Source organism: Mycobacterium sp. pUA109 (assembly GCF_041287095.1).
GTDB lineage: Bacteria > Actinomycetota > Actinomycetes > Mycobacteriales > Mycobacteriaceae > Mycobacterium.
In genome coordinates, this window is the sequence record NZ_JBGGKS010000006.1 from 99685 (window position 1) to 119048 (window position 19364).

A 19364-nucleotide genomic window follows, 5' to 3' on the forward strand; every position below is an offset into this window, starting at 1 on the left:
GCCCAGCGTTATGCGGGCACGGCTCGGGCGTGGAGTTCCTTGAGGGCCCGGTAACTCTGCGCATTGAATTCGATACCGGCCCGCTCATCGTCGGACAGTTCGCGGCGCACCTTGCCGGGCACGCCGGCGACCAGCGATCCCGCTGGGATGTCGGCACCTTGGGGAATCAGTGCGTTGGCGGCGATCAGGCAGCCGGCGCCGACACGGGCGCCGTTGAGGATGGTGGCGCCCATCCCGACCAGGACATCGTCGCCGATGGTGCAGCCGTGCAAGACGGCGTTGTGTCCCACGGATACTCCGGAGCCGACGGTCAGCGGAAAGCCGGGGTCGGCATGCAGCACACAGCCGTCCTGAATGTTCGTTCCCGCGCCGACCTCGATGGATTCCACATCGCCACGCAGCACCGCCGCGTAGAAGACACCGACATTTGCGGCCAGCCGCACCCGTCCGATCACGGTGGCGTTGGGGGCGATCCAGGTGTCGGTGCCGATGTCGGGGGTGTGGCCGTCGATGCTGCTGATCATGGTTGCCTCGCTTGATAGTGGTGGTGGAATCACTCCCATCATTGCAATTGGCGCTGCCTATAGTTGTTCGATGGAGCTGCGCCACATCCGGTATCTGCTCGCGGTGGCCGATCACGGCAACTTCACCCGCGCGGCCCAAGCGCTGCACATCTCTCAGCCGACGCTCTCCCAGCAGGTCAAGCAGCTTGAGCGCGCGATGGGGGTGGAGTTGCTCGACCGGTCGGGGCGGACGGTCCGGCTGACCGAGGCCGGCGCGGCGTACGCGCAGCACGCCCGGCTCGCCCTGCGGGATCTCGACGCCGCCGAGCGCGCGGTGCACGACGTGCAGGATCTCTCGCGGGGCCACCTGCGGGTGGCGATGACGCCGACGTTCACCGCCTATCTGATCGGGCCGCTGGTGCATCGGTTCCGCGCCGCCTACCCGGGCATCACCCTCGCCATCCGGGAGACGACCCAGGACAGCATCGAAGCCGACCTGCTGGCCGACCGCCTCGATCTCGGGATCGCGTTCGCGGGCCAGCACGCCACCAGCATCGAGTCCACCGTGTTGTTCACCGAGACGCTGAGCCTGGTGGTCGGCGCGGAGCACCCGTTGGCGGCGGCGCCGCGACCGCTACCGGTGCGCCGGCTCGGCCGCGAGCCGTTGGGCCTGCTCAGCCGCGACTTTGCGACGCGACTGCACATCGACGCCTACTTCGCCGACCGCGGGGTCGCGCCGGACATCGCAATCGAGGCCAACTCGATCAGCGCGCTGCTGGACTTCGTCCGGCGCGGATCGCTGGCCACCGTGCTCCCCGATGCCATCACCCGTGAGCACGCCGACCTGCAGCCGGTGCCGCTGGCCCCGCCGCTGCCCACCCGGACCGTGGAGTTACTGCGGCGCGGCTCCGCCTACCACTCGGCCGCCGCCCGGGCATTCGCGGAGGTCGTGCACGCCGACGCAGGTGAGCAGTGACCCCGACCGCAGTATTGGCGGCATCTATGGCTTCGAGGCGAATTAAGTATTGGACTCTATAGTCGCGACCACGCACCCTGGAGTTCGTCAGGCCGAATAGGCCACTCCGCCGGTTGGCGGCGATTCGACTCGAGAGGAACGAGAAACCATGGTGCACGCGCAGTGCGACCCCACCGCTCGCCAGGCGGTAGCGGTCGCGGCCGTCGCGGCCAAGACCGCGAAAGACCTCAGCTGGCAGCGGATCGCCGAGGCCGCCGGCTACTCGACCGCCTACGTCACCGCCGCCGTCCTCGGTCAGCACCCGCTGCCACAGCAGGCCGCCACCGCGGTGACCGAGCTACTCGACCTGGGTGACGACGCGGCGTCCCTGCTGCAGGCCATCCCGCTGCGCGGCTCAATTCCCGGTGGGATACCCACAGACCCGACGATCTACCGCTTCTACGAGATGCTGCAGGTCTACGGCACTACCCTGAAAGCGCTGATCCACGAACAGTTCGGCGACGGCATCATCAGCGCCATCAACTTCAAACTCGACGTGCGCAAGGTTGCCGATCCCGAGGGTGGCGAGCGCGCGGTGATCACCCTCGACGGCAAGTACCTGCCCACCAAACCGTTCTGATCACCCCTCAAGGACCGCAATGGACTTCGCACAACACACCATCGATCTCGCCCGCCGCAACGTCGAGCAGGGCGGACGCCCGTTCGCCACCGTCGTCGTCAAAGACGGTGCGATCCTGGCCGAAAGCGCGAACCAGGTCGCCCAGACCCACGACCCCACCGCGCACGCGGAGATCCTCGCCATCCGTGCGGCCTGCACCAAGCTGGGCACCGAGCACCTGACCGGAACCACCATCTATGTCCTGGCCCAGCCTTGCCCGATGTGCCTGGGCGCGCTGTATTACTGCTCGCCCGACGAGGTCGTCTTCCTGACCACCCGCGAGGCCTACGAGCCCCACTACGTCGACGACCGAAAGTACTTCGAGCTCAACACTTTCTACGACGAGTTCGCCAAGCCCTGGGATCAGCGCCGCCTGCCCATGCGCCACGAACCCCGCGACGGCGCGGTCGACGTCTACCGGCTGTGGCAGGACCGCAACCACGGCGACCGTCGGGTCCCCGGGGCGCCGACCGCGGGCTGATCACCGCGGCCGGTCAGCACAGTTCGGCGATGACCTTCGCGAAGCCCTCGGCGTGACTCTCCTGGACGGTGAAGTATGTCAGCCCATAGGTGTCCCGATACCCCCGCAACCGGTCAGCGATGTCGCCGGGGGATCCCGACAACACCGCGGGCATCTCCAGCAGCTGCTCGTCGGACAGCGTCGGCGCGAATCGCCGGGTCAACGACAGGTCGGGCATTCCGGAGTTATCGGCCGGTACCGCGGTGATCGCCAGGTTGAGCTCCAGCGCGCTGAACCGGTTGCCGGCGGCGTTGCGGACGAAAGAAATCCGTTCGGCCAGCGGATCATCCGCATCGGCGACGCGGGCCCCGGTCAGCCCAACGATGTCGGCGTGCCGCGCGGCCACCGTCAGCAGCCGGTCACCGTTGCCGGCGATCAGGATCGGCAGGTTCGGTTGGTGCGTGCCGAGGTACGCCGTCACATGCTCGAGGTACTCGATGCGGCGTGCGGCGCTGGGGAACGGCAACTCGGCGGCCTCGAATTCCTCGCGGACATAGCCGGCGCCCAGGCCGACCTCGAGGCGGCCGTCGGAGAGCAGATCCACCTCGGCGATGTCCCGGGCCAGCAGGGCCGGCTTGTAGAAGCAGGCGTTGAGCACATAGGTGCCCAGCCGGATCGTCGTCGTTGCCGCCGCGGCCACGGCTAGGAGCGGGAAGGGTGCCGGCGCACCGAGGTGGTCGGCGACGTTGAGCACGTCGAAGCCGAAATCCTCCAGGCGTCGCGCCTTTTCCTGCAACGCGGTCGCCGACTTGGCCCCCCGGATGCCGACGCCGAAGCGAAACTCCCTGGCCACCCACTACCTCCTCATCGCTGCCGGGGCCACTGGGCGGGATCCCAGCGGCGCAGAAAGTCAATCCACGGTTGGGGCAGCCCGTGGTGCGTCGCGCCGTCGACGATGCGTTCCAGGTATCCCGGTCGGGGCGTGCCGGGATGCACCCGATGGTCGATGTACACCCAGGCCGGCGCCGGGCCGTCGGCGGTGTGCACGGTCAGCCGGTCGCGCCGGTAGCGCACCGGCACCCCCTCGGCGCTGTCCAAGGTCGCCAGGTCGTGGTCGGACACCTGCCACAACACCCCGTGCACGCGGGAGCCGGCGAACGGGGCGACGGTGGCGACCCCGCGCTGGTTGATCAGCCAGTCGTGCTCGGCCAGCGCCGCTGGACGCGGGTGAACCGCGTCGGGGCAGCGCCGCGCCATCTGCTGCACGCACAGGTTGGACCCGTACGCGAAGTAGGCGTGGGCCGGCATCAAAGGGCGAGGTAGATCAGGGCCATGTTAAGCAGACTAATCACCGCGGTGACGATCCAGCCGAGCGCCGAGGTCAGCGGCCGGTTGACGTCGGCGCCCATCAGCGTGCGGTCGCTGGTCAGCCGGATCAGCGGCACCAGCGCGAACGGGATGCCGAACGACAGCACCACCTGAGAGATCACCAGGGCCCGACTGGGATCCACGCCGACGGCCAAGATCACCAGCGCCGGTATCAGGGTGACCACGCGACGCCACAACAGCGGGACCGTCACCCGCAGCAACCCCTGCATGATCATCGCCCCGGCGTAGGCGCCCACCGACGTCGACGCCAGGCCGGAGGCCAGCAGCCCGATCGCGAAGAACAGCGCGACCGTCGGGCCGAGGGCATCACCCACCGCGGCGTGCGCGCCCTCAATGGACCCGCTGGTGTCATGCCCGCGCAGGTTGGTCGCGGCCACCACCAGCATGGCCAGGTTCACCGTGCCGGCCACCAGCATCGCCAGCCCGACATCCCAGCGGGTCACCCGCAGCAGCCGCCGGCGCGACGGGCCGGGCTCGGGCTGGCCGTGCCGGTCCCGAGACAGCCCGGAATGCAGATACACCGCGTGCGGCATCACGGTGGCGCCGAGGATCGCGGTGGCCAGCAGCACGCTTTCGGTGCCATCGAACCGGGGCAGCAGGCCCTCGGCGACCTCGGTGGGCGGGGGCGGCGCCACCACCAGGCTGGCCAGGAACCCGATGGCGATGATCGCCAGCAGGCCGCTGGTCACCTGTTCGAAGATCCGGGGGCCGCGCCGGTCACCGATCACCAGCAGCGCCATCGACACCACGCCGGTGATCAGGCCGCCCAGCAGCAACGGCAGGTGAAAAATCAGGTGCAACGCGATCGCGCCGCCCACCACCTCGGCCAGGTCGGTCGCCATGGCCACCAATTCGGCCTGCAGCCAGTAGGCAATCCGGGTCGGCCGCCGACTGTTGGCGCCGACGGTCTCCGGCAGTGACCGCCCGGTCACCAGTCCCAGCTTGGCGGACAGGTACTGCACCAACCCGGCCATCACGTTGGCCGCGATGATCACCCACACCAGCAGGAAGCCGAACTTCGCGCCGGCGCTGACGTTGGCCGCGACGTTACCCGGGTCGACGTAGGCGATGGCGGCGACGAACGCCGGACCGAGCAGATACCAGCTCGGTTTCACCGGTGCCTGGGTGTCCTGCGCCAACCGACCCTCTTTCTATCCGGACCTACGAATAAGAAAGTTAGGGCAACCGAATCGTTTCTCCAACTCCGGTGCCGGTCCGGATTCCTGCTGGCCTGGAGAGGAAAACCGGATGTACCTGTGATCCAGTGCCAAACTGGATCACTGTGGCGACGAAGAACATCACACTCGATGCCCAAAGAGTTGGTGCGGCGCGCGAAGGTGCTGGCCGCGCAGCGCGACATGTCCTTATCGAGCCTGGTTGCGCGGCTGCTTGAGCAATTCGTCGACGAGGTGCGCGACTACGACGAGGCGTGGGAGATCGAGCGTCAGAAGATGCGCGAGGGTATCGGCGAACTCGGCCTGATCACCTGGTCCCGCGACGAGCTTCACGAACGTTGACGCGTCCACTCACCGTTGCCCGATGACGTCATCGCCACAAGAACCTTGATCAGCCGGCGCTGTACAACCCCCGCCCGGTGATTAGCGGCAGGTCCAAGGTGGTCCGGATTCCCGGTTCGGCGGCCACCACCGCGGGGATGGCGTTGACCACCCGCATCGCGGTCGCCACCAGCCCGGCGTGGTTGTGGTCGCCGTTGCGACTGGACAGGCACAGGTCCACCGCGTAGGAGGGTTCGCCGGTGATCTCGACCCGGTAGGAGCCGCCGGGCTGGGCGGGCTGCGGCCAGTCCGGGCACAGATCCTCGCGCAGCCGGGTGACGTGTTCGAGGACGACCGCCGGCGCGCCGTCGACCATCCCGAGCACCTCGAAGCGCAGCGCCGCCGCGCTGCCCTTGGCGATGTGGCCGGAGGCGATGTCGAAGTCTTCGGGCGCTGGCTCGCGCACGTAGGTCTCGGTCACCTCATCGAGGGTGATGCCCAAGCCGGCGGCGAGTTGGCGCACCACCGAACCCCAGGCCAGGCTCAGCACGCCGGGTTGCAGCAGCATCGGGATGTCGTCGATCGGCTTGCCGAAGCCCATCACGTCGAACATCACGGTGGCGCTGTCGTAGGTGGCGTAGTCGACGATTTCCATGCAGCGGATCTGCTGGATGTTCTGACAGGTTCCCGCCAGTGCCAGCGGCAGCAGGTCGTTGGCGAACCCCGGGTCGATGCCGTTGATGAACAGGCTCGAATTGCCCGCGCGCGCTGCCTCTTCCAGCGGGGCGAGCAGTTCCGGCGGAAGCACCTGCCACGGATATTGCAGGAACACCGCGCTGCTGCCGACGACGTTGACCCCGGCGGCCAGGAGGCGCCGGAAGTCCTCGAGCGCCTCGGGCAGCCGGTTGTCGGCCATCGCGGTGTAGACCACGCACTGTGGTCGGGTGGCAAGCACCTCGGCCAAATCGGTGGTGGCGGTGATCCCGGTTGAGCTGTCCAGCCCGGCAAGCTCTGCGGCGTCTTTGCCGGCCTTGGCCGCCGAGGACACCCACACCCCGGTGAGCTCGAATTCCGGGTTGCTGACCAGTGATCTCAGTGCGTGGACACCGACATTGCCGGTGCCGATCTGGGCGACACGTAGTGTCATCGCCACTCCTCCTCATCGCTTCGTCCCCCTCGCCGCTGCGCGGCTGGGGGTGCCCCCACTGCATCGTCGTTGGCGGTGGCCATTGGTTACGTCCTCACAGGTCGGGAAGGGGCAGGTCGAGGTTGGGGAAGGTGATGCCGCCGTCGACCTCGAGCACCTTGCCGGTCAGGTAGCCGCCGGCGGGGGAGGCCAAATACACCGCGGCCGCGGCGATGTCGCCGGGGTCGCCGAGGCGGCGCAACGGGGTGGCTTTTTCCATCGGGGTCCGCAGTTCGTCGTTGGAGGCCACGATGTCCAGCGCCGAGGTGAGGATCGAGCCCGGCGCGATGGCGTTGACCCGGATCCGCGGGCACAGGTCCAGCGCGGCCAGCCGGGTGTAGTGGGCCAGCGCGGCCTTCGCGGTGCCGTAGGCGGCGAACCCGCGACCGGCCACCCGCCCCATGGTCGAGGTGATGTTGATGATGGCACCGCCCCCGGAATGCTCCAGCATCAGCGGCACCGCGGCGGTGGTTAGCGCATGTGCGGTGCCGACGTTGAAGGTGAACGCGTCTTTGAGGTCTTTGGTGGCGGTGTTCAGCAGCGCGTTGGGCATGGTGCCGCCGACGTTGTTGACGACGATGTCGAGCTTGCCGAACGCCTCGACCGCTTGTCCGGCCAGTTTCGCCGTGTCCTCCGGATGGGCCAGATCGGCGACCACGACGTGGGCGCGGCGCCCCGTCGCGCGGATCTGTTCGGCGACGGCCTCTAGTTCGGACTGGGTTCGTGAGGCGATCACGACGTCCGCGCCGGCCTCGGCGAAGGCCAGCGCGATGGCCGCGCCGAGCCCCCGTCCCGCGCCGGTGACCACCGTAGTTTTGTCGTCGAGTCGAAATTTGTCCAGGATCACCGCGCCACCGTAGCAAGGGTCGGCCGTGCGCGTGGCGGCTTTGTGAAACGTGTTCTAGTTCTGGCTTCGGGCGCGGTGGCGATTCGCTAGGCGCCGCGGCCAGCGAGGGCGCCGCTGTCATCGAACTGTAGGGACAGCTGCGTTGGGGTGCCGCCCAAGTCCACCGGGCGGGTCTGGGTCGGACGACCCGTGGCCCCGACGATCAGCTGGTAGCTGCCGTCGCCCGAGCCCACGAGGTGGTAGTAGCCGTCCTGGCTGGACCGGCCGCGGGCGACGTGGCGGCCGGCGCCGTCGACCAGGGTCAGCTGTGCGTCGGCGACCGGCAATCCGTCGGCGTCGTGGATGTGCCCGTGCAGCACATCGCCTTCGGCGGACTCGACGAGCTCTTCGGCGGCCTGTTCGGCCTCTTCCTCGGTGTCGGCATGGGCCCGGTTGACCAGCTTGTGCGCGGTGGCCAGCACCAGCACCCCGAGCAGCACCGCGCTGGCGCCGACATAGAACGGCAAGGCGTCGCCATGGCGTGCGGCCAGGACGCCGGCGACCCACGGTGCCAGGCCGCCGCCGATGAACCGCAGGAAGCTGTAGGCCGCCGACGCGGTCGGCCGGGGCACCGGCGCCACCTGCATCACGGTGCCGGTCACCAAGGTGTTGTTCATGCCGATGAATGCGCCGCTGACGATGACGCAGCCGATGATCACCGCCGGTCGGTCCGCCCAATACCCGATCGCCGCCACGTCGGCCGCCATCAACAACAGCGTCAGATACAGCGAGCGGGCGGTGCCCACCCGCCGCTGGGCCCATGGCGCGACAAACACCGCGAAAATTGCGACCAGCACGCCCCAACCGAAAAACACGTACCCGAGTTCATGCACGCCGATCTTCATCGGGTAGGGCGCATAGCCCATAACGGTGAAAAAGCCCCAGTTGTACAGCAGCGCCGTCAGCGAGGTGGTCAACAGGCCACGGTGGCGCAGCGCGGTGATCGGCTCGGAGATCGACGCGCGCACCGGCGGTGGTGGGGTGGGCGCAAGCAAGGTCACCACACAGATCAGGGCGACCGCCATCAGCGCGGCGACCCCGAAAAACGGTCCCCGCCAGCTGATCCCGCCGAGTACACCGCCGACCATCGGGCCCAGTGCGATGCCCAGGCCGAGCGCGGCTTCGTAGAGGATGATCGCGCCCGCGAACCCGCCGCTGGCCGCTCCCACGATGACCGCCAGCGAGGTCGCGATAAACAGCGCGTTTCCCAGCCCCCACCCGGCGCGAAAACCGATGATGCCGTTGACGCCGTCGGCGCATCCGGCCAGGGCGCTGAATACGACGATCACCACCAGCCCGGTGATCAGGGTCTTCTTGGCGCCGATCCGCGACGAGATCCAGCCGGTGAACAGCATCGCCACCGCGGTGACCAGCAGATAGCTGGTGAACAGCAGCGACACCTGCGCCGGCGTGGCGTGCAGGTCGTTGGCCATCGTCGGCAAGATCGGATCCACCAGGCCGATACCCATGAACGACACCGCACAAGCGAACGCGACCGCCCACACCGACTTCGGCTGCCGGAAAAAACTTGTCTCGTGTCGTGTTTCGTGTTGGCTACCAATCATCGCCTAGAAATATATAGGGTAGCTATATTGATTGGCTATCAACTGTGGTCGGGATCTCGCTGCGCGATGCGCTAGGGCTGGGTGACCTGAGTGGAGACATCGGCCAGGCGCTGCATTTCCTCCGGGCTCAGCGTGACCGCCATGGCGCCGGCGGCTTCGGCGGCATGGTGCGGTTTGGATGCACCGGGGATCGCAACGACGGTGTCGCCGTAGTAGGTCAGCAGCCAGGCGAGCGCGACCTGGGCCGGCGTGGCCGAGTGTGCGATGCCGATGTGACGCAACGCGTCGATCAACGGTGCGGTGCGGTCAAGGTTCTTCTCCGAGAACAGTGCACGGCGCGTGCGCGGCATGGTGGCGACCAGCGTGCGGTCGTCGTGATACTTGCCGGTCAGCAGCCCGTTGCGCAGTGGTGAATACGCGATCAGCGTGATCCCGAGCCGTCGCGCGGTGTCGAGCACCCCGTTGGTTTCGATCTTGCGGTGCAGCAGGTTGATCTGAACCTGGTTGCTGACCAAGGGGATTCCATGTCTGGCGAGCTGCGCGTGGGCGATCTCCATCTGTCGGGCCGAGTAGTTGCTGACGCCGACGGCGCCGATCTCGTGGGCCCGGGCGAGCCGTGCCATGGCACCGATTTGGGCGCGCATCGGTGAGAGACTGCCGTAGGGCGTGTGGATTTGGTGGAGGTCCACCGGGAACGGGTCCAGCGCGGTGAGTCGATCGTCGATGGTGCGCGCAATGCTCTTGGCGGTCCGGCCGAACGGCGCCCACTTTGTCGCCGCGGTGATGTCGCCGGGTTTGATGCCGGCCCGGGTCAGCGCGGTGCTGAGGCTTCGCTCCGACGCGCCGCGGCCATACATCTCCGCGGTGTCGAACCAGGTGATCCCGCCGTCGAGCGCGGTCTTGACGATCACGTCCACCTGGTCCTGCTTGATCGGCGGGAAGAACAGCGTGGAGATCAGCCCGCCGCCGGAAAACTGCATGCAGCCCAAGCCGATCGGGGAGAGCTGGATTCCGGTGCGTCCGAGTTCTCGCGTGGCCATGAGGCAACACTACACCATTATGAGACATTTATGTCTCATAATGAGCCCACGCGGTATCGTTGGGGGATGTCTGATCGGATGCGCACGGCAATCCTGGACGCCGCGGCGCGGGTTCTCGGTCAGCGCCCCGACGCCGCGATGGCCGACATCGCCGATGAAGCCGACGTCGGGCGCGCCACCTTGTATCGGTATTTCCCCACGCGGGAGTCGCTGCTGCGCGGTGTGGCCGACAGCGGAGCCGCCGAGCTGGCCGAGGGGATCGAGGCGGCCAATCTGGACGAGCTTGCGGCCGACCGCGCGATCGCCAGGCTGACCGCGGTCTTCGTGCGCACCGGCGCCAAGTACGCCGCCGTGATGAGCCAGCTCGACGCGTACCACGATCCTGCCGAGAAAGAGCGGGTGATCAAACCGGTGCGGGAGGTGATGGCCCGCGGCATCGAGGACGGAGTGCTGCGGGGCGATTTACCCGGTGACGCCCTGTTCGAGATGTTCACCGCGCTCATCGAGCGGGCGATGTGGCTCGCCATCGACGGTGTCCTCACCCCGGAGGCGGCCACCGAGGCCGTGGTGGCGACGTTTCTCGACGGCGTGCGCTTGCCGTTGTAGCCGGGAAGTCAAAGGGGCTTTGCTGGTACCTAGGTCCTGGCACTCTCACCACCCGCCGATTCGACGGTTACAACTACTTCGGTGTGCACCCCTAGGTGCCCGACTGGTTCAACAAGTACGTCAGTTAACGGTTCGGTGGTGCCGGCATCCGCGGTCAGGACTTGGTTGCCGCTTTCTTCGCGGGAGTCTTCTTGGCCGACGCCTTCTTCGCGGGCGCCTTTTTCGCCGGGGCCTTCTTGGACCGCGATTTCACGCTGGCCTCCAGCTTGGCCAGCAGGTCGGAGACGTCCTCGGTCTCGTCTAGCTCGGCGGGCTGCTCCTCGGCGGTGAACGCCTCGCCGCCCTCGAGCTTGGCCTCGATCAGCTCATGCAGCTCTTCCTGGTAGCTGTCGTGGTAGCGGTCCGGGTCGAAATCGTCGGCCATCGACTCCACCACCTGCCCGGCCATCTTCAGCTCCGACTGCTTGATCTCGACCTTCTTGTCCAGCACTGGGAAGTCGGGGTCGCGGATCTCGTCGGGCCACAGCAAAGTGTGGATCACCATCACGTCGCGCTTACTGAAATCCTTGACCCGCAACGCCGCCAGCCGGGTCTTATTGCGCAGGGTGAAATGCACGATCGCCACCCGGTCGGTGTCGGCCAGCGTCTTGGCCAGCAGCACATAGGATTTGGCCGACTTCGAGTCCGGCTCCAGAAAGTAGCTGCGGTCATACATCATCGGATCCAGATCGCTGGCCGGGACGAACTCCAGCACCTCGATTTCGTGGCCGCGTTCTTCGGGCAGGGTCGCGATGTCGTCGTCGGTGATCACCACCATCTGGCCGTCATCGGATTCGTAGGCGCGGGCGATGTCGGCGTACTCGACGACCTCGCCGCACACCTCGCACACCCGCTTGTACCGGATGCGTCCGTGGTCCTTGGCGTGCACCTGGCGGAACTTGATGTCGTGGTCCTCGGTGGCGCTGTACACCTTGACCGGGACGTTGACCAGCCCGAAGGCGATCGAGCCTTTCCAGATCGAACGCATAACGCCAGTATGCCCACATCGCCGGGCATCTACTCGCGACGCGCCGCCGCGTCCCGGGCGGCCCGATCGGGCAGGTCAGCGCCGGCGCGGCCAACGGTGAGGGCCGCCGACAGGTTCGCGTACCCCAGTGCGGCGGTCAGCGCGTCCAGGCCGATCCGTGCCAGGTCACCACGACGGTCCGCGCCCAGCAGTCCCCGCTGCCACAGCGCGTCGATCAGGCCGACCATGAATGCGTCCCCGGCGCCGACGGTGTCCACCACCCGCACCGGGCGGGCCGCCACCCGCGCCGTCCCGGCCGCGCACATCGCGAAGGCGCCCCGGTCACCCAGCGTCACCGCCACGATCGACGGCCCCGACGCCAGCCAGCTGCGGGCGATCCGCTCGGCGGAGCGATCCGGGTCGATCCAGCGCAGGTCCTCGTCGCTGACCTTGACCACGTCGCTGCGTTCGACGAGGTGGTCAATGCGTTCGCGGCCCAGCACCGGGTCGGGCAGCAACCCCGGGCGCACGTTCGGGTCCAGGGTCACGGTCGCCGAGATGCGGTAGGCATCGATCAACGCCGCGACCGCCAGACAGCCCGGATCCAGCACGGCGGCGATCGACCCGGTGTGCACCAGCAGCGGTGGCGGCACCGTCGAGGGCCCGGGCAGCTGCCAGTCGATATCGAAGGCGTACTCGGCCGAGCCGTCCTCGGCCAGGGCGACCCGGGCGGTGGAGGTCCGCGCGGCCGTCGTCCCCGCCGGGACCAGGCGGGCACCCGACGCGTGCACGTACTCGGCGATCCGGTGCCCCCGCGGGTCGTCGCCGATGTGGGTCCAGAAATCCACCGGCCGGCCCAACCGGCCCAGCCCGACCGCGACGTTGAGCGGGCTGCCGCCGACGTACTCGCCGCTGACCTGCCCGTTGCGCTCGACGACGTCGATCAGCGCTTCACCGATCACCAGCGCCCTGCCCACTGGCGCCCTCCTTACCCAGCAGTGCCTCCAGCGTCGCCCGCGCCCCGCGGCGATGCAACGAATCCAGTGTCCACCGGTAGGCCGCCACGAAGCGGGGCTGACCCGCCAGATCCCCGAACAGCGCGGTGTTCTCGATGAACGCGGTCGGGTGGCTGCGTTGTGACCGGGCCAGCGGCACCAGCGACTCGGCGAGCCGGTCCACCACCTCGATCGGCCGGCCCCGCTCGTCGATGCCCTCGGCGTACCGCGCCCAGGCTGCGACCGCCGCGGCCGCCAATCGGATCGGTGCACCGCGGGCCAGGTTGGCCCGGATCACCGGCAGCAGCCATTTGGGGATGCGGTCCGACGCGTGCGCGCACAGCCGCGCGATCGTGTCGCGCACGCCGGGGTTGGCGAACCGCGCGATGAGGGTGCGCTGATACTCGGCCAGGTCGATCCCGGGCACCGGGTGCAGCGTCGGCGCCGCCTCGGAAACAAAGTAGCCGCGCAGCAACTCGGCCAGCAGCGGGTCGTTTGCCGCGTCGGCGACCCACCGGTAGCCGCACAGGTAGCCGAAATAGGCCAGGCACTGGTGGCCGGCGTTGAGCAGCCGCAGCTTCATCAACTCGTACGGACTCACATCGTCGACCAGCAGCACCCCGGCCCGCTCCCACGGCGGTCGGCCGGCGGCGAAGTCGTCCTCGAGCACCCAGGCGCTGAACGGCTCGGTGACAACCGGCCAGCCGTCGGCGACGCCGCAGTCACGGTCCAGCGCGGCCGCGACATCGGGGGTGGTGAGCGGGGTGATCCGGTCCACCATTGAGTTCGGGAACCGGGCGTGCTCGGTGATCCAGTCGGCCAACCCCGGATCCCGGCGCTCGGCGTGCATCGTCACCGCCCGGCGCGCCACCTCGCCGTTGTGTTCGATGTTGTCGCACGACATGATCGTCGGCGCGGTCAGGCCACGGTCGCGCCGGCGCGCCAGGGCCGCGGTGATCAGGGCGAACGCGGGCCCGTCGGGGTCCTGGTAGCCGCCCTCGGTGATGGTCAGCGAGACGATCCGGGTGCCGGGCGCGGCGAGCAGCTCGATCACCTTCTGCGGGTCGTCGGGCGCGTAGCGGTAGTCCACGATCGAGCCGATCACCCGCGGATCGCGCCGGCCATCGGGATGCTGCACCACCAGCGTGTACAGCCCGTCCTGGGCGCGCAGCACGTCACGCATCCGGCGGTCGGCGGGCAGCACCCCGACCCCGCAGATTCCCCAGTCCCGGGCCAGCCCCTGGTCCAGCAACCGGTCCAGGTAGGCGGCCTGGTGCGCGCGATGAAACCCGCCGACACCGAAATGCGCGATGCCGATCCCGATTTCGCTGCGGTCATAGCCCGGTGCGGGGATCGGCAGCCGGCCCAGTGCCGCGTTGGTCAGCTTCATGACGGGTCCACAGCGCTCATCATGCCGCCACGGTCGGCGGGCTCGCCGGCGTTCACCGTGAACCCACATTCACTCTGCGTGCACCAGGCGAAAGTGCGAGTGACCCGCGTGGTAGGCGCAGACTCAACGCGAATCCGGCACCCGGTGCGGGAACATGGAGCGGTGACGTCGACGCAGGTGTGGCCACCGGGTGCGACATCGGGTCCGCGGGTCAAGCTGACCAACGCCGACAAGGTGCTGTACCCGGCCAGCGGAACCACCAAGGCCGACGTCTTCGACTACTACACGCGCATCGCCGAGGTGATGTTGCCGCATATCGCCGGGCGCCCGGCGACCCGCAAGCGCTGGCCCAACGGCGTCGAGCAGCCGTCGTTCTTCGAGAAGAACCTGGCCGACTCCGCACCGGACTGGCTGCGCCGCGGCACCGTCGCGCACCGCTCCGGCACCACCAGCTACCCGATCCTCGACGACACCACGGCGCTGGCCTGGATCGCGCAGCAGGCGGCCCTGGAAGTGCATGTGCCGCAGTGGCGGTTCGTCGGCGGAAAGCCCGGCCCGGCAACACGGTTGGTCTTCGACCTGGATCCCGGCGAGGACGTGACCATGGCCCAGCTGGCCGACCTGGCGCGCACCATCCGGGAGCTGATCGGCGACATCGGGTTGAGCACCTTCCCGCTCACCAGCGGCAGCAAGGGGCTGCACCTGTATGTCCCGCTGGACAAACCGGTGAGCAGCCGGGGCGCCGTGGTGCTGGCCAAACGCATTGCGCAGCAACTCGAGCAGGAGGCACCGACGCTGGTCACCTCGACCATGACCAAGAGTGTGCGGGCCGGCAAGGTGTTCGTGGACTGGAGCCAGAACAACGGGTCGAAGACCACCATCGCCCCGTATTCGCTGCGCGGCCGCGAGCAGCCCACCGTGGCCGCGCCCCGCAGCTGGGCCGAACTCGACGACCCCAAGCTGCGGCAGCTGCGCTACGACGAAATGCTGGACCGGATCGGCGCGCACGGTGACCTGTTGGCGGCGCTGGACGCCGATCTGGGCACCGCCGACCGGCTCGACATCTACCGCGGCATGCGCAATGCCGGCAAGACCCCCGAACCATTGCCGAAGTCCGTCACCCCCGCCGGCAACAACGACCGGTTCGTCATCCAAGAGCACCACGCCCGCCGGCTGCACTACGACTTTCGGCTAGAGCGCGACGGGGTGCTGGTGAGCTGGGCGGTGCCCAAGAACCTGCCCGACACCCCGGCGGTCAACCATCTGGCCGTGCACACCGAGGACCACCCGCTGGAATACGCGACGTTCGAGGGCACCATTCCCAAGGGGGAGTACGGCGCCGGCCGGGTGCTCATCTGGGACGCCGGCACCTACGACACCGAGAAGTTCCGCGACACCGGCGAAAACGGGGAGGTGATCGTCACCCTGCACGGTGACCGGATCTCCGGGCGGTACGCGCTGATTCAGACCAACGGCGACCAGTGGCTGGCGCACCGGATGAAGGATCAGAAGGTGTTCGGCTTCCAGGAGCTGTCCCCGATGCTGGCCAGCGAAGGCTCGGTGGCGGAGCTGACCGCCCAGCAGTGGGCGTTCGAGGGCAAGTGGGATGGCTACCGGTTGTTGGTGGAGGCCGACCACGCGAACCTGCGGCTGCGGTCGCGTAGCGGGCGCGACGTCACCGCCGAATACTCCCAGCTGCAGTCGGTGGCCGACGCCGTGGCCGACCATCGGGTGGTGTTTGACGGCGAGGTCGTGGTGCTCGACGACGCCGGCGTGCCCAGCTTCACCGCGATGCAGAACCGCGGGCGCAGCGCCCGAACCGAGTTCTGGGCATTCGATCTGCTGTATCTGGACGGCCGGTCGCTGCTGCGGGCCAGCTACCGGGATCGGCGGCGTCTGCTGGAAACGCTGGCCGCCGGAACCGATTTGATCGTTCCGCCGCTGCTGCCCGGCGACGGCGCCGCGGCGCTGGACTACTCCCGCGACCGGGGCTGGGAGGGGGTGGTCGCCAAGAAGTGGGAGTCCCCCTACCAGCCGGGTCGCCGGGCCACGTCGTGGGTCAAGGACAAACACTGGAACACCCAGGAGGTCGTCATCGGCGGCTGGCGCGCCGGCGAGGGTGGCCGCAGCGGAGGTATCGGGTCGCTGCTGATGGGCATTCCCGGCCGCGGCGGGCTGCGGTTCGTCGGGCGGGTCGGCACCGGCTTCACCCAACGCGACCTGGCCCGGCTGAAGAAGACCCTGGCGCCGTTGCACACCGACGACTCACCGTTCAACGCCCCGCTGGGCACCCAGGACGCCAAGGGCGTCACGTTTGTCCGGCCGACCCTGGTCGGTGAGGTGCGCTACAGCGAATGGACGTCGGACGGTCGGCTGCGCCAACCCAGTTGGCGGGGCCTGCGGCCGGACAAGACACCGGACCAGGTGGTCCGGGAAGACAGGAGGTAGTGATGCGCTGGGTGACCTATCGGGACGGTGTGGGTGAACGCACCGGGGTGTTGTCCGGGGAGGCGATCCACCCGCTGCCCGCCGGTGTCACGCTGCTGGAGCTGATTCGGGGCGGCCCCGCCGGGCTGCGCCGCGCCGGGCAGGACGCGCTGCGGGCCCCGGCCACGGCGCGGCTGGCCGAGGTGACGCTGATGGCGCCGATCCCGCGGCCGCCGTCGATTAGGGACTCGCTGTGCTTTTTGGAGCACATGCGCAACTGTCAGGCCGCGATGGGCGGGGGCCGGGTGCTCAAGGACACCTGGTACCGGGTGCCGGCGTTCTACTTCGCCTGCCCGGCCACCGTGCTGGGCCCCTACGACGACGCGCCGATGGCGCCCGGAAGCGCTTGGCAGGACTTCGAATTGGAGATCGCGGCGGTGATCGGGGTGGCCGGCAAGGATCTGTCGGTCGCTGAAGCCGAAGCCGCGATCATCGGCTACACCATCTTCAACGACTGGTCGGCGCGCGACCTGCAGCAACTGGACAGCCAATTGGGCATCGGGCAGGCCAAGGGCAAGGACAGCGGCGTCACCTTGGGCCCCTACCTGGTCACCCCCGATGAGCTGGAACCCTACCGCCACGGCGACAAGCTCAGCCTCGGCGTCACCGCGCTGGTCAACGACACCGTGATCGGCTCCGGGTCGACCGCGACGATGGACTGGAGCTTCGGCGAAGTCATCTCCTACGCGTCGCGCGGGGTGACCCTGGCCCCCGGCGACGTCGTCGGCTCCGGCACCGTGCCGACCTGCACCCTGGTCGAACACCTGAACCTGACCGCGCCGGAAGCCTTCCCGGGCTGGCTGCACGACGGCGACGTGGTCACCCTGCGGGTGCAAGGGCTCGGCGAAACCCGGCAAACCGTGCGCGCCACACCCGTCCCGCACCCGCTGCCGCCGCGACCCAACCCGGACGCCGGCCCGCCCGCCGCCCGGGTGAACCCGGCGCCGGCGAAGATTCCGTATGCCCGCGGGCTGCACCAGGTCGGCGACCGGGTGTGGGCCTGGACGCTGCCCGACGGCGGCTACGGCTGGAGCAACGCCGGGCTAGTGGTCGGTGACGGCGCGTCGCTGCTGGTCGACACGCTGTTCGACCTGCCGTTGACCCGGGAGATGCTGGCCGCGATGCGGCCGTTGACCTCGTCGGCGCCGCTGACCGACGCGGTGATCACCCACTCCAACGGCGACCACACCCACGGCAATCAACTGCTGGACCGCTCGGTGCGCATCATCGCCGCCGCCGGCACCGCCGCGGAGATCGCGCATGGCATGGCCCCGGAGATGCTGACCTTGACCCAGACCGCCGACCTCGGCCCGGTCGCCACCCGCTACGCCCGGGATCGCTTCGGCCCCTTCGATTTCAGTGGGATCCGGCTGCGCAACGCCGACCAGACGTTCGAGGACCAGCTGAGCATCGAGGTTGGCGGCCGGCCGATCCGGGTGCTGAACCTGGGGCCGGCGCACACCGCCGCCGACTCGGTCGTGCACGTCCCCGACGCCGGGGTGCTGTTCGCCGGGGATCTGTTGTTCATCGGCTGCACCCCGATCGTGTGGGCCGGCCCGATCGCCAACTGGGTGGCGGCCTGCGACGCGATGATCGCGCTGGACGCGCCCACCGTGGTGCCCGGCCATGGCCCGATCACCGACCCGGACGGCATCCGCGCGGTCCGCGGCTACCTGCTGCACGTCGCCGAGCAGGCCGAGGCAGCCCACCGGAAGGGCCTGTCGTTCGCCGAGGCCGCCGACGCCATCGACCTCGGTGAGTATGCGGCCTGGCTGGACGCCGAACGCGTCGTCGTCAACGTGTATCAGCGCTACCGCGAACTCGACGCCGACACACCGCGATTGGAGCTGATGGCGCTGCTGGGCCTGCAGGCCGAGTGGCTAGCCAAACGCAGCAGGTGAAATTGCGCCGACTGTGCCGTTTCATACGCTTTTCGCCGCGTGGGCGTATGGCGCCGCACAGTCACGAACGGCCTGATTCGCGGACGCGCTGACGAGGGCGTTGTACCGATTGCCGACAGGTCTGCGCGCCCACATTACTGACTCAAGTCATTGACTCCAGTCAGCCAATCGGCTACAAAGAGCGGACCATGCCGCGAGTGACCGAGAAGCCATCCGCACGGGAGGCGCAGCGTCTGCAGACGCGTCAGCGCCTGTTGCGGGCGGCGCTGACCGAGTTCAAACGCGCCGGGATGGCCGAGGCGGACGTCGGCGCCATCGTCGCCGCCGCCGGCGTCGCGCACGGCACCTTCTACTTCCATTTCCCGACCAAGGAACACGTGCTGTTCGAGCTGGAACGGCGCGAGGAACAACGGCTGGCCGACGAGTTCGCGCGTTTCCTGGAATCACCGCACGACCTGGCGGCGGCCTTGACCGAGGTGGTGCGGGTGGTGGCCGCGCTCGAACAACGGCTGGGCAGCCTGTTGTTCAAAGACTTTTTGGCCCTGCACTTCTCGTCGAACCGGCCACCGGACGACGACTGGACCGACCACCCGCTGATCGTGCTGGTCGTTCGGGAGCTCGAGCGCGCCCGCGACGCCGGCGAGGCCGGCGCGGAGGTGGACCCCTTCCACAGCGCGGTGTTCTTCCTGCTGGGGCTGTATTCGCTGCTGACCACGACGCGGACGTCCGAAGCGCTCCGCGCCGACATGTTGGACACGTTCGTCGCCACCGCGCTGCGGGGCATGGAAGCTCGATGAGAGGGAGACCTGACCTATGTGGC

At 68.6% G+C, this 19364-nt stretch carries 18 protein-coding genes and 1 pseudogene; 8 read left to right on the plus strand and 11 right to left on the minus strand.

All coding sequences use genetic code 11. The features are described from left to right. Positions 1-8: 8 nt before the first annotated feature. Positions 9-524 (minus strand): gamma carbonic anhydrase family protein, encoded by a 516-nt coding sequence (locus ACAG26_RS09145; RefSeq protein ID WP_370481443.1) that lies wholly within the window; start codon positions 522-524, stop codon positions 9-11. Positions 525-594: 70 nt separating this feature from the next. On the opposite strand from ACAG26_RS09145, the gene cynR reads away from it, so the two are divergent. From cynR to ACAG26_RS09160, 3 genes are all read left to right on the plus strand, one after another. Beyond that, the gene (gene cynR, locus ACAG26_RS09150; RefSeq protein ID WP_370481445.1) at positions 595-1479 is read left to right on the plus strand and encodes a transcriptional regulator CynR; all 885 of its coding nucleotides are present in this window, start codon (positions 595-597) and stop codon (positions 1477-1479) included. Positions 1480-1627: 148 nt separating this feature from the next. Beyond that, entirely contained in the window at positions 1628-2098 is a 471-nt protein-coding gene (gene cynS / locus ACAG26_RS09155) for a cyanase (protein ID WP_370481447.1), read from the plus strand. A gap of 19 nt (positions 2099-2117) precedes the next feature. Beyond that, positions 2118-2618, plus strand: coding sequence for a nucleoside deaminase (locus ACAG26_RS09160; protein WP_370481450.1), 501 nt, complete (start codon positions 2118-2120; stop codon positions 2616-2618). A 13-nt stretch (positions 2619-2631) separates the two neighbouring features. Here ACAG26_RS09160 and ACAG26_RS09165 read toward each other — a convergent pair whose 3' ends face one another. The 3 genes and pseudogenes from ACAG26_RS09165 to ACAG26_RS09175 all read right to left on the minus strand — a co-directional run bounded on the left by ACAG26_RS09165 (position 2632) and on the right by ACAG26_RS09175 (position 5125). Then, complete coding sequence (locus tag ACAG26_RS09165; protein WP_370481454.1) at positions 2632-3450, minus strand: LLM class F420-dependent oxidoreductase; 819 nt, start codon at positions 3448-3450, stop codon at positions 2632-2634. 23 nt (positions 3451-3473) lie between these two features. Next, positions 3474-3905 (minus strand): annotated as a pseudogene (locus ACAG26_RS09170) (gamma-glutamylcyclotransferase family protein); the annotation flags it as partial. Next, on the minus strand, positions 3905-5125 hold the full coding sequence (locus ACAG26_RS09175; protein ID WP_370481456.1) for an Nramp family divalent metal transporter: 1221 nt from the start codon (positions 5123-5125) through the stop codon (positions 3905-3907). The pseudogene ACAG26_RS09170 and the gene ACAG26_RS09175, both read right to left, overlap by 1 nt. Before the next feature lie 168 nt (positions 5126-5293). Here ACAG26_RS09175 and ACAG26_RS09180 point away from each other — a divergent pair, with 168 nt between their 5' ends. Continuing rightward, positions 5294-5503 carry a hypothetical protein gene (locus ACAG26_RS09180; RefSeq protein WP_370481458.1) on the plus strand — a complete coding sequence of 70 codons (210 nt, stop codon included), beginning with the start codon at positions 5294-5296 and terminating at the stop codon, positions 5501-5503. A 49-nt stretch (positions 5504-5552) separates the two neighbouring features. On the opposite strand, the gene ACAG26_RS09185 is transcribed toward ACAG26_RS09180, so the two are convergent. From ACAG26_RS09185 to ACAG26_RS09200, 4 genes are all read right to left on the minus strand, one after another. Next, complete coding sequence (locus ACAG26_RS09185; protein WP_370481462.1) at positions 5553-6629, minus strand: diacylglycerol kinase; 1077 nt, start codon at positions 6627-6629, stop codon at positions 5553-5555. A gap of 94 nt (positions 6630-6723) precedes the next feature. After that, a complete protein-coding gene (locus ACAG26_RS09190) occupies positions 6724-7515 on the minus strand; it encodes an SDR family oxidoreductase (protein WP_370481464.1) in 792 nt (263 codons plus the stop codon). Between the two features lie 86 nt (positions 7516-7601). Then, entirely contained in the window at positions 7602-9119 is a 1518-nt protein-coding gene (locus ACAG26_RS09195) for an MFS transporter (protein WP_370481466.1), read from the minus strand. A gap of 71 nt (positions 9120-9190) precedes the next feature. Beyond that, positions 9191-10159, minus strand: a complete 969-nt coding sequence (locus ACAG26_RS09200) for an aldo/keto reductase (protein WP_370481467.1) — start codon at positions 10157-10159, stop codon at positions 9191-9193. A gap of 66 nt (positions 10160-10225) precedes the next feature. Here ACAG26_RS09200 and ACAG26_RS09205 point away from each other — a divergent pair, with 66 nt between their 5' ends. Continuing rightward, positions 10226-10765 (plus strand): TetR/AcrR family transcriptional regulator, encoded by a 540-nt coding sequence (locus ACAG26_RS09205; protein WP_370481469.1) that lies wholly within the window; start codon positions 10226-10228, stop codon positions 10763-10765. A 154-nt stretch (positions 10766-10919) separates the two neighbouring features. Here ACAG26_RS09205 and ACAG26_RS09210 read toward each other — a convergent pair whose 3' ends face one another. The 3 genes from ACAG26_RS09210 to ACAG26_RS09220 are packed head-to-tail and all read right to left on the minus strand — an operon-like array spanning position 10920 to position 14156. Next, positions 10920-11792: a Ku protein gene (locus tag ACAG26_RS09210; RefSeq protein WP_370481471.1), complete on the minus strand. Its 873-nt coding sequence runs from the start codon at positions 11790-11792 to the stop codon at positions 10920-10922. Positions 11793-11821: 29 nt separating this feature from the next. Continuing rightward, on the minus strand, positions 11822-12748 hold the full coding sequence (locus ACAG26_RS09215) for a carbohydrate kinase (protein ID WP_370481474.1): 927 nt from the start codon (positions 12746-12748) through the stop codon (positions 11822-11824). Next, positions 12723-14156: a mannitol dehydrogenase family protein gene (locus ACAG26_RS09220; protein ID WP_370481476.1), complete on the minus strand. Its 1434-nt coding sequence runs from the start codon at positions 14154-14156 to the stop codon at positions 12723-12725. Before ACAG26_RS09220 ends, ACAG26_RS09215 begins: the two co-directional genes overlap by 26 nt. A 177-nt stretch (positions 14157-14333) precedes the next feature. On the opposite strand from ACAG26_RS09220, the gene ACAG26_RS09225 reads away from it, so the two are divergent. From ACAG26_RS09225 to ACAG26_RS09235, 3 genes are all read left to right on the plus strand, one after another. Continuing rightward, positions 14334-16604, plus strand: a complete 2271-nt coding sequence (locus ACAG26_RS09225; protein WP_370481676.1) for an ATP-dependent DNA ligase — start codon at positions 14334-14336, stop codon at positions 16602-16604. Between the two features lie 2 nt (positions 16605-16606). After that, the gene (locus ACAG26_RS09230) at positions 16607-18544 is read left to right on the plus strand and encodes a fumarylacetoacetate hydrolase family protein (protein ID WP_370481479.1); all 1938 of its coding nucleotides are present in this window, start codon (positions 16607-16609) and stop codon (positions 18542-18544) included. A gap of 188 nt (positions 18545-18732) precedes the next feature. Further along, positions 18733-19341 (plus strand): TetR family transcriptional regulator, encoded by a 609-nt coding sequence (locus ACAG26_RS09235; protein ID WP_370481482.1) that lies wholly within the window; start codon positions 18733-18735, stop codon positions 19339-19341. Positions 19342-19364 lie beyond the last annotated feature (23 nt).

Coding starts and splice junctions, on each gene's coding strand:
- ACAG26_RS09145 (WP_370481443.1), bottom strand. CDS start 524: ATGATCAGCAGCATCGACGGCCACACCCCCGACATCGGCACCGACACC.
- cynR (WP_370481445.1), top strand. CDS start 595: ATGGAGCTGCGCCACATCCGGTATCTGCTCGCGGTGGCCGATCACGGC.
- cynS (WP_370481447.1), top strand. CDS start 1,628: ATGGTGCACGCGCAGTGCGACCCCACCGCTCGCCAGGCGGTAGCGGTC.
- ACAG26_RS09160 (WP_370481450.1), top strand. CDS start 2,118: ATGGACTTCGCACAACACACCATCGATCTCGCCCGCCGCAACGTCGAG.
- ACAG26_RS09180 (WP_370481458.1), top strand. CDS start 5,294: ATGCCCAAAGAGTTGGTGCGGCGCGCGAAGGTGCTGGCCGCGCAGCGC.
- ACAG26_RS09185 (WP_370481462.1), bottom strand. CDS start 6,629: ATGACACTACGTGTCGCCCAGATCGGCACCGGCAATGTCGGTGTCCAC.
- ACAG26_RS09195 (WP_370481466.1), bottom strand. CDS start 9,119: ATGATTGGTAGCCAACACGAAACACGACACGAGACAAGTTTTTTCCGG.
- ACAG26_RS09200 (WP_370481467.1), bottom strand. CDS start 10,159: ATGGCCACGCGAGAACTCGGACGCACCGGAATCCAGCTCTCCCCGATC.
- ACAG26_RS09205 (WP_370481469.1), top strand. CDS start 10,226: ATGTCTGATCGGATGCGCACGGCAATCCTGGACGCCGCGGCGCGGGTT.
- ACAG26_RS09210 (WP_370481471.1), bottom strand. CDS start 11,792: ATGCGTTCGATCTGGAAAGGCTCGATCGCCTTCGGGCTGGTCAACGTC.
- ACAG26_RS09220 (WP_370481476.1), bottom strand. CDS start 14,156: ATGAAGCTGACCAACGCGGCACTGGGCCGGCTGCCGATCCCCGCACCG.
- ACAG26_RS09230 (WP_370481479.1), top strand. CDS start 16,607: ATGCGCTGGGTGACCTATCGGGACGGTGTGGGTGAACGCACCGGGGTG.
- ACAG26_RS09235 (WP_370481482.1), top strand. CDS start 18,733: ATGCCGCGAGTGACCGAGAAGCCATCCGCACGGGAGGCGCAGCGTCTG.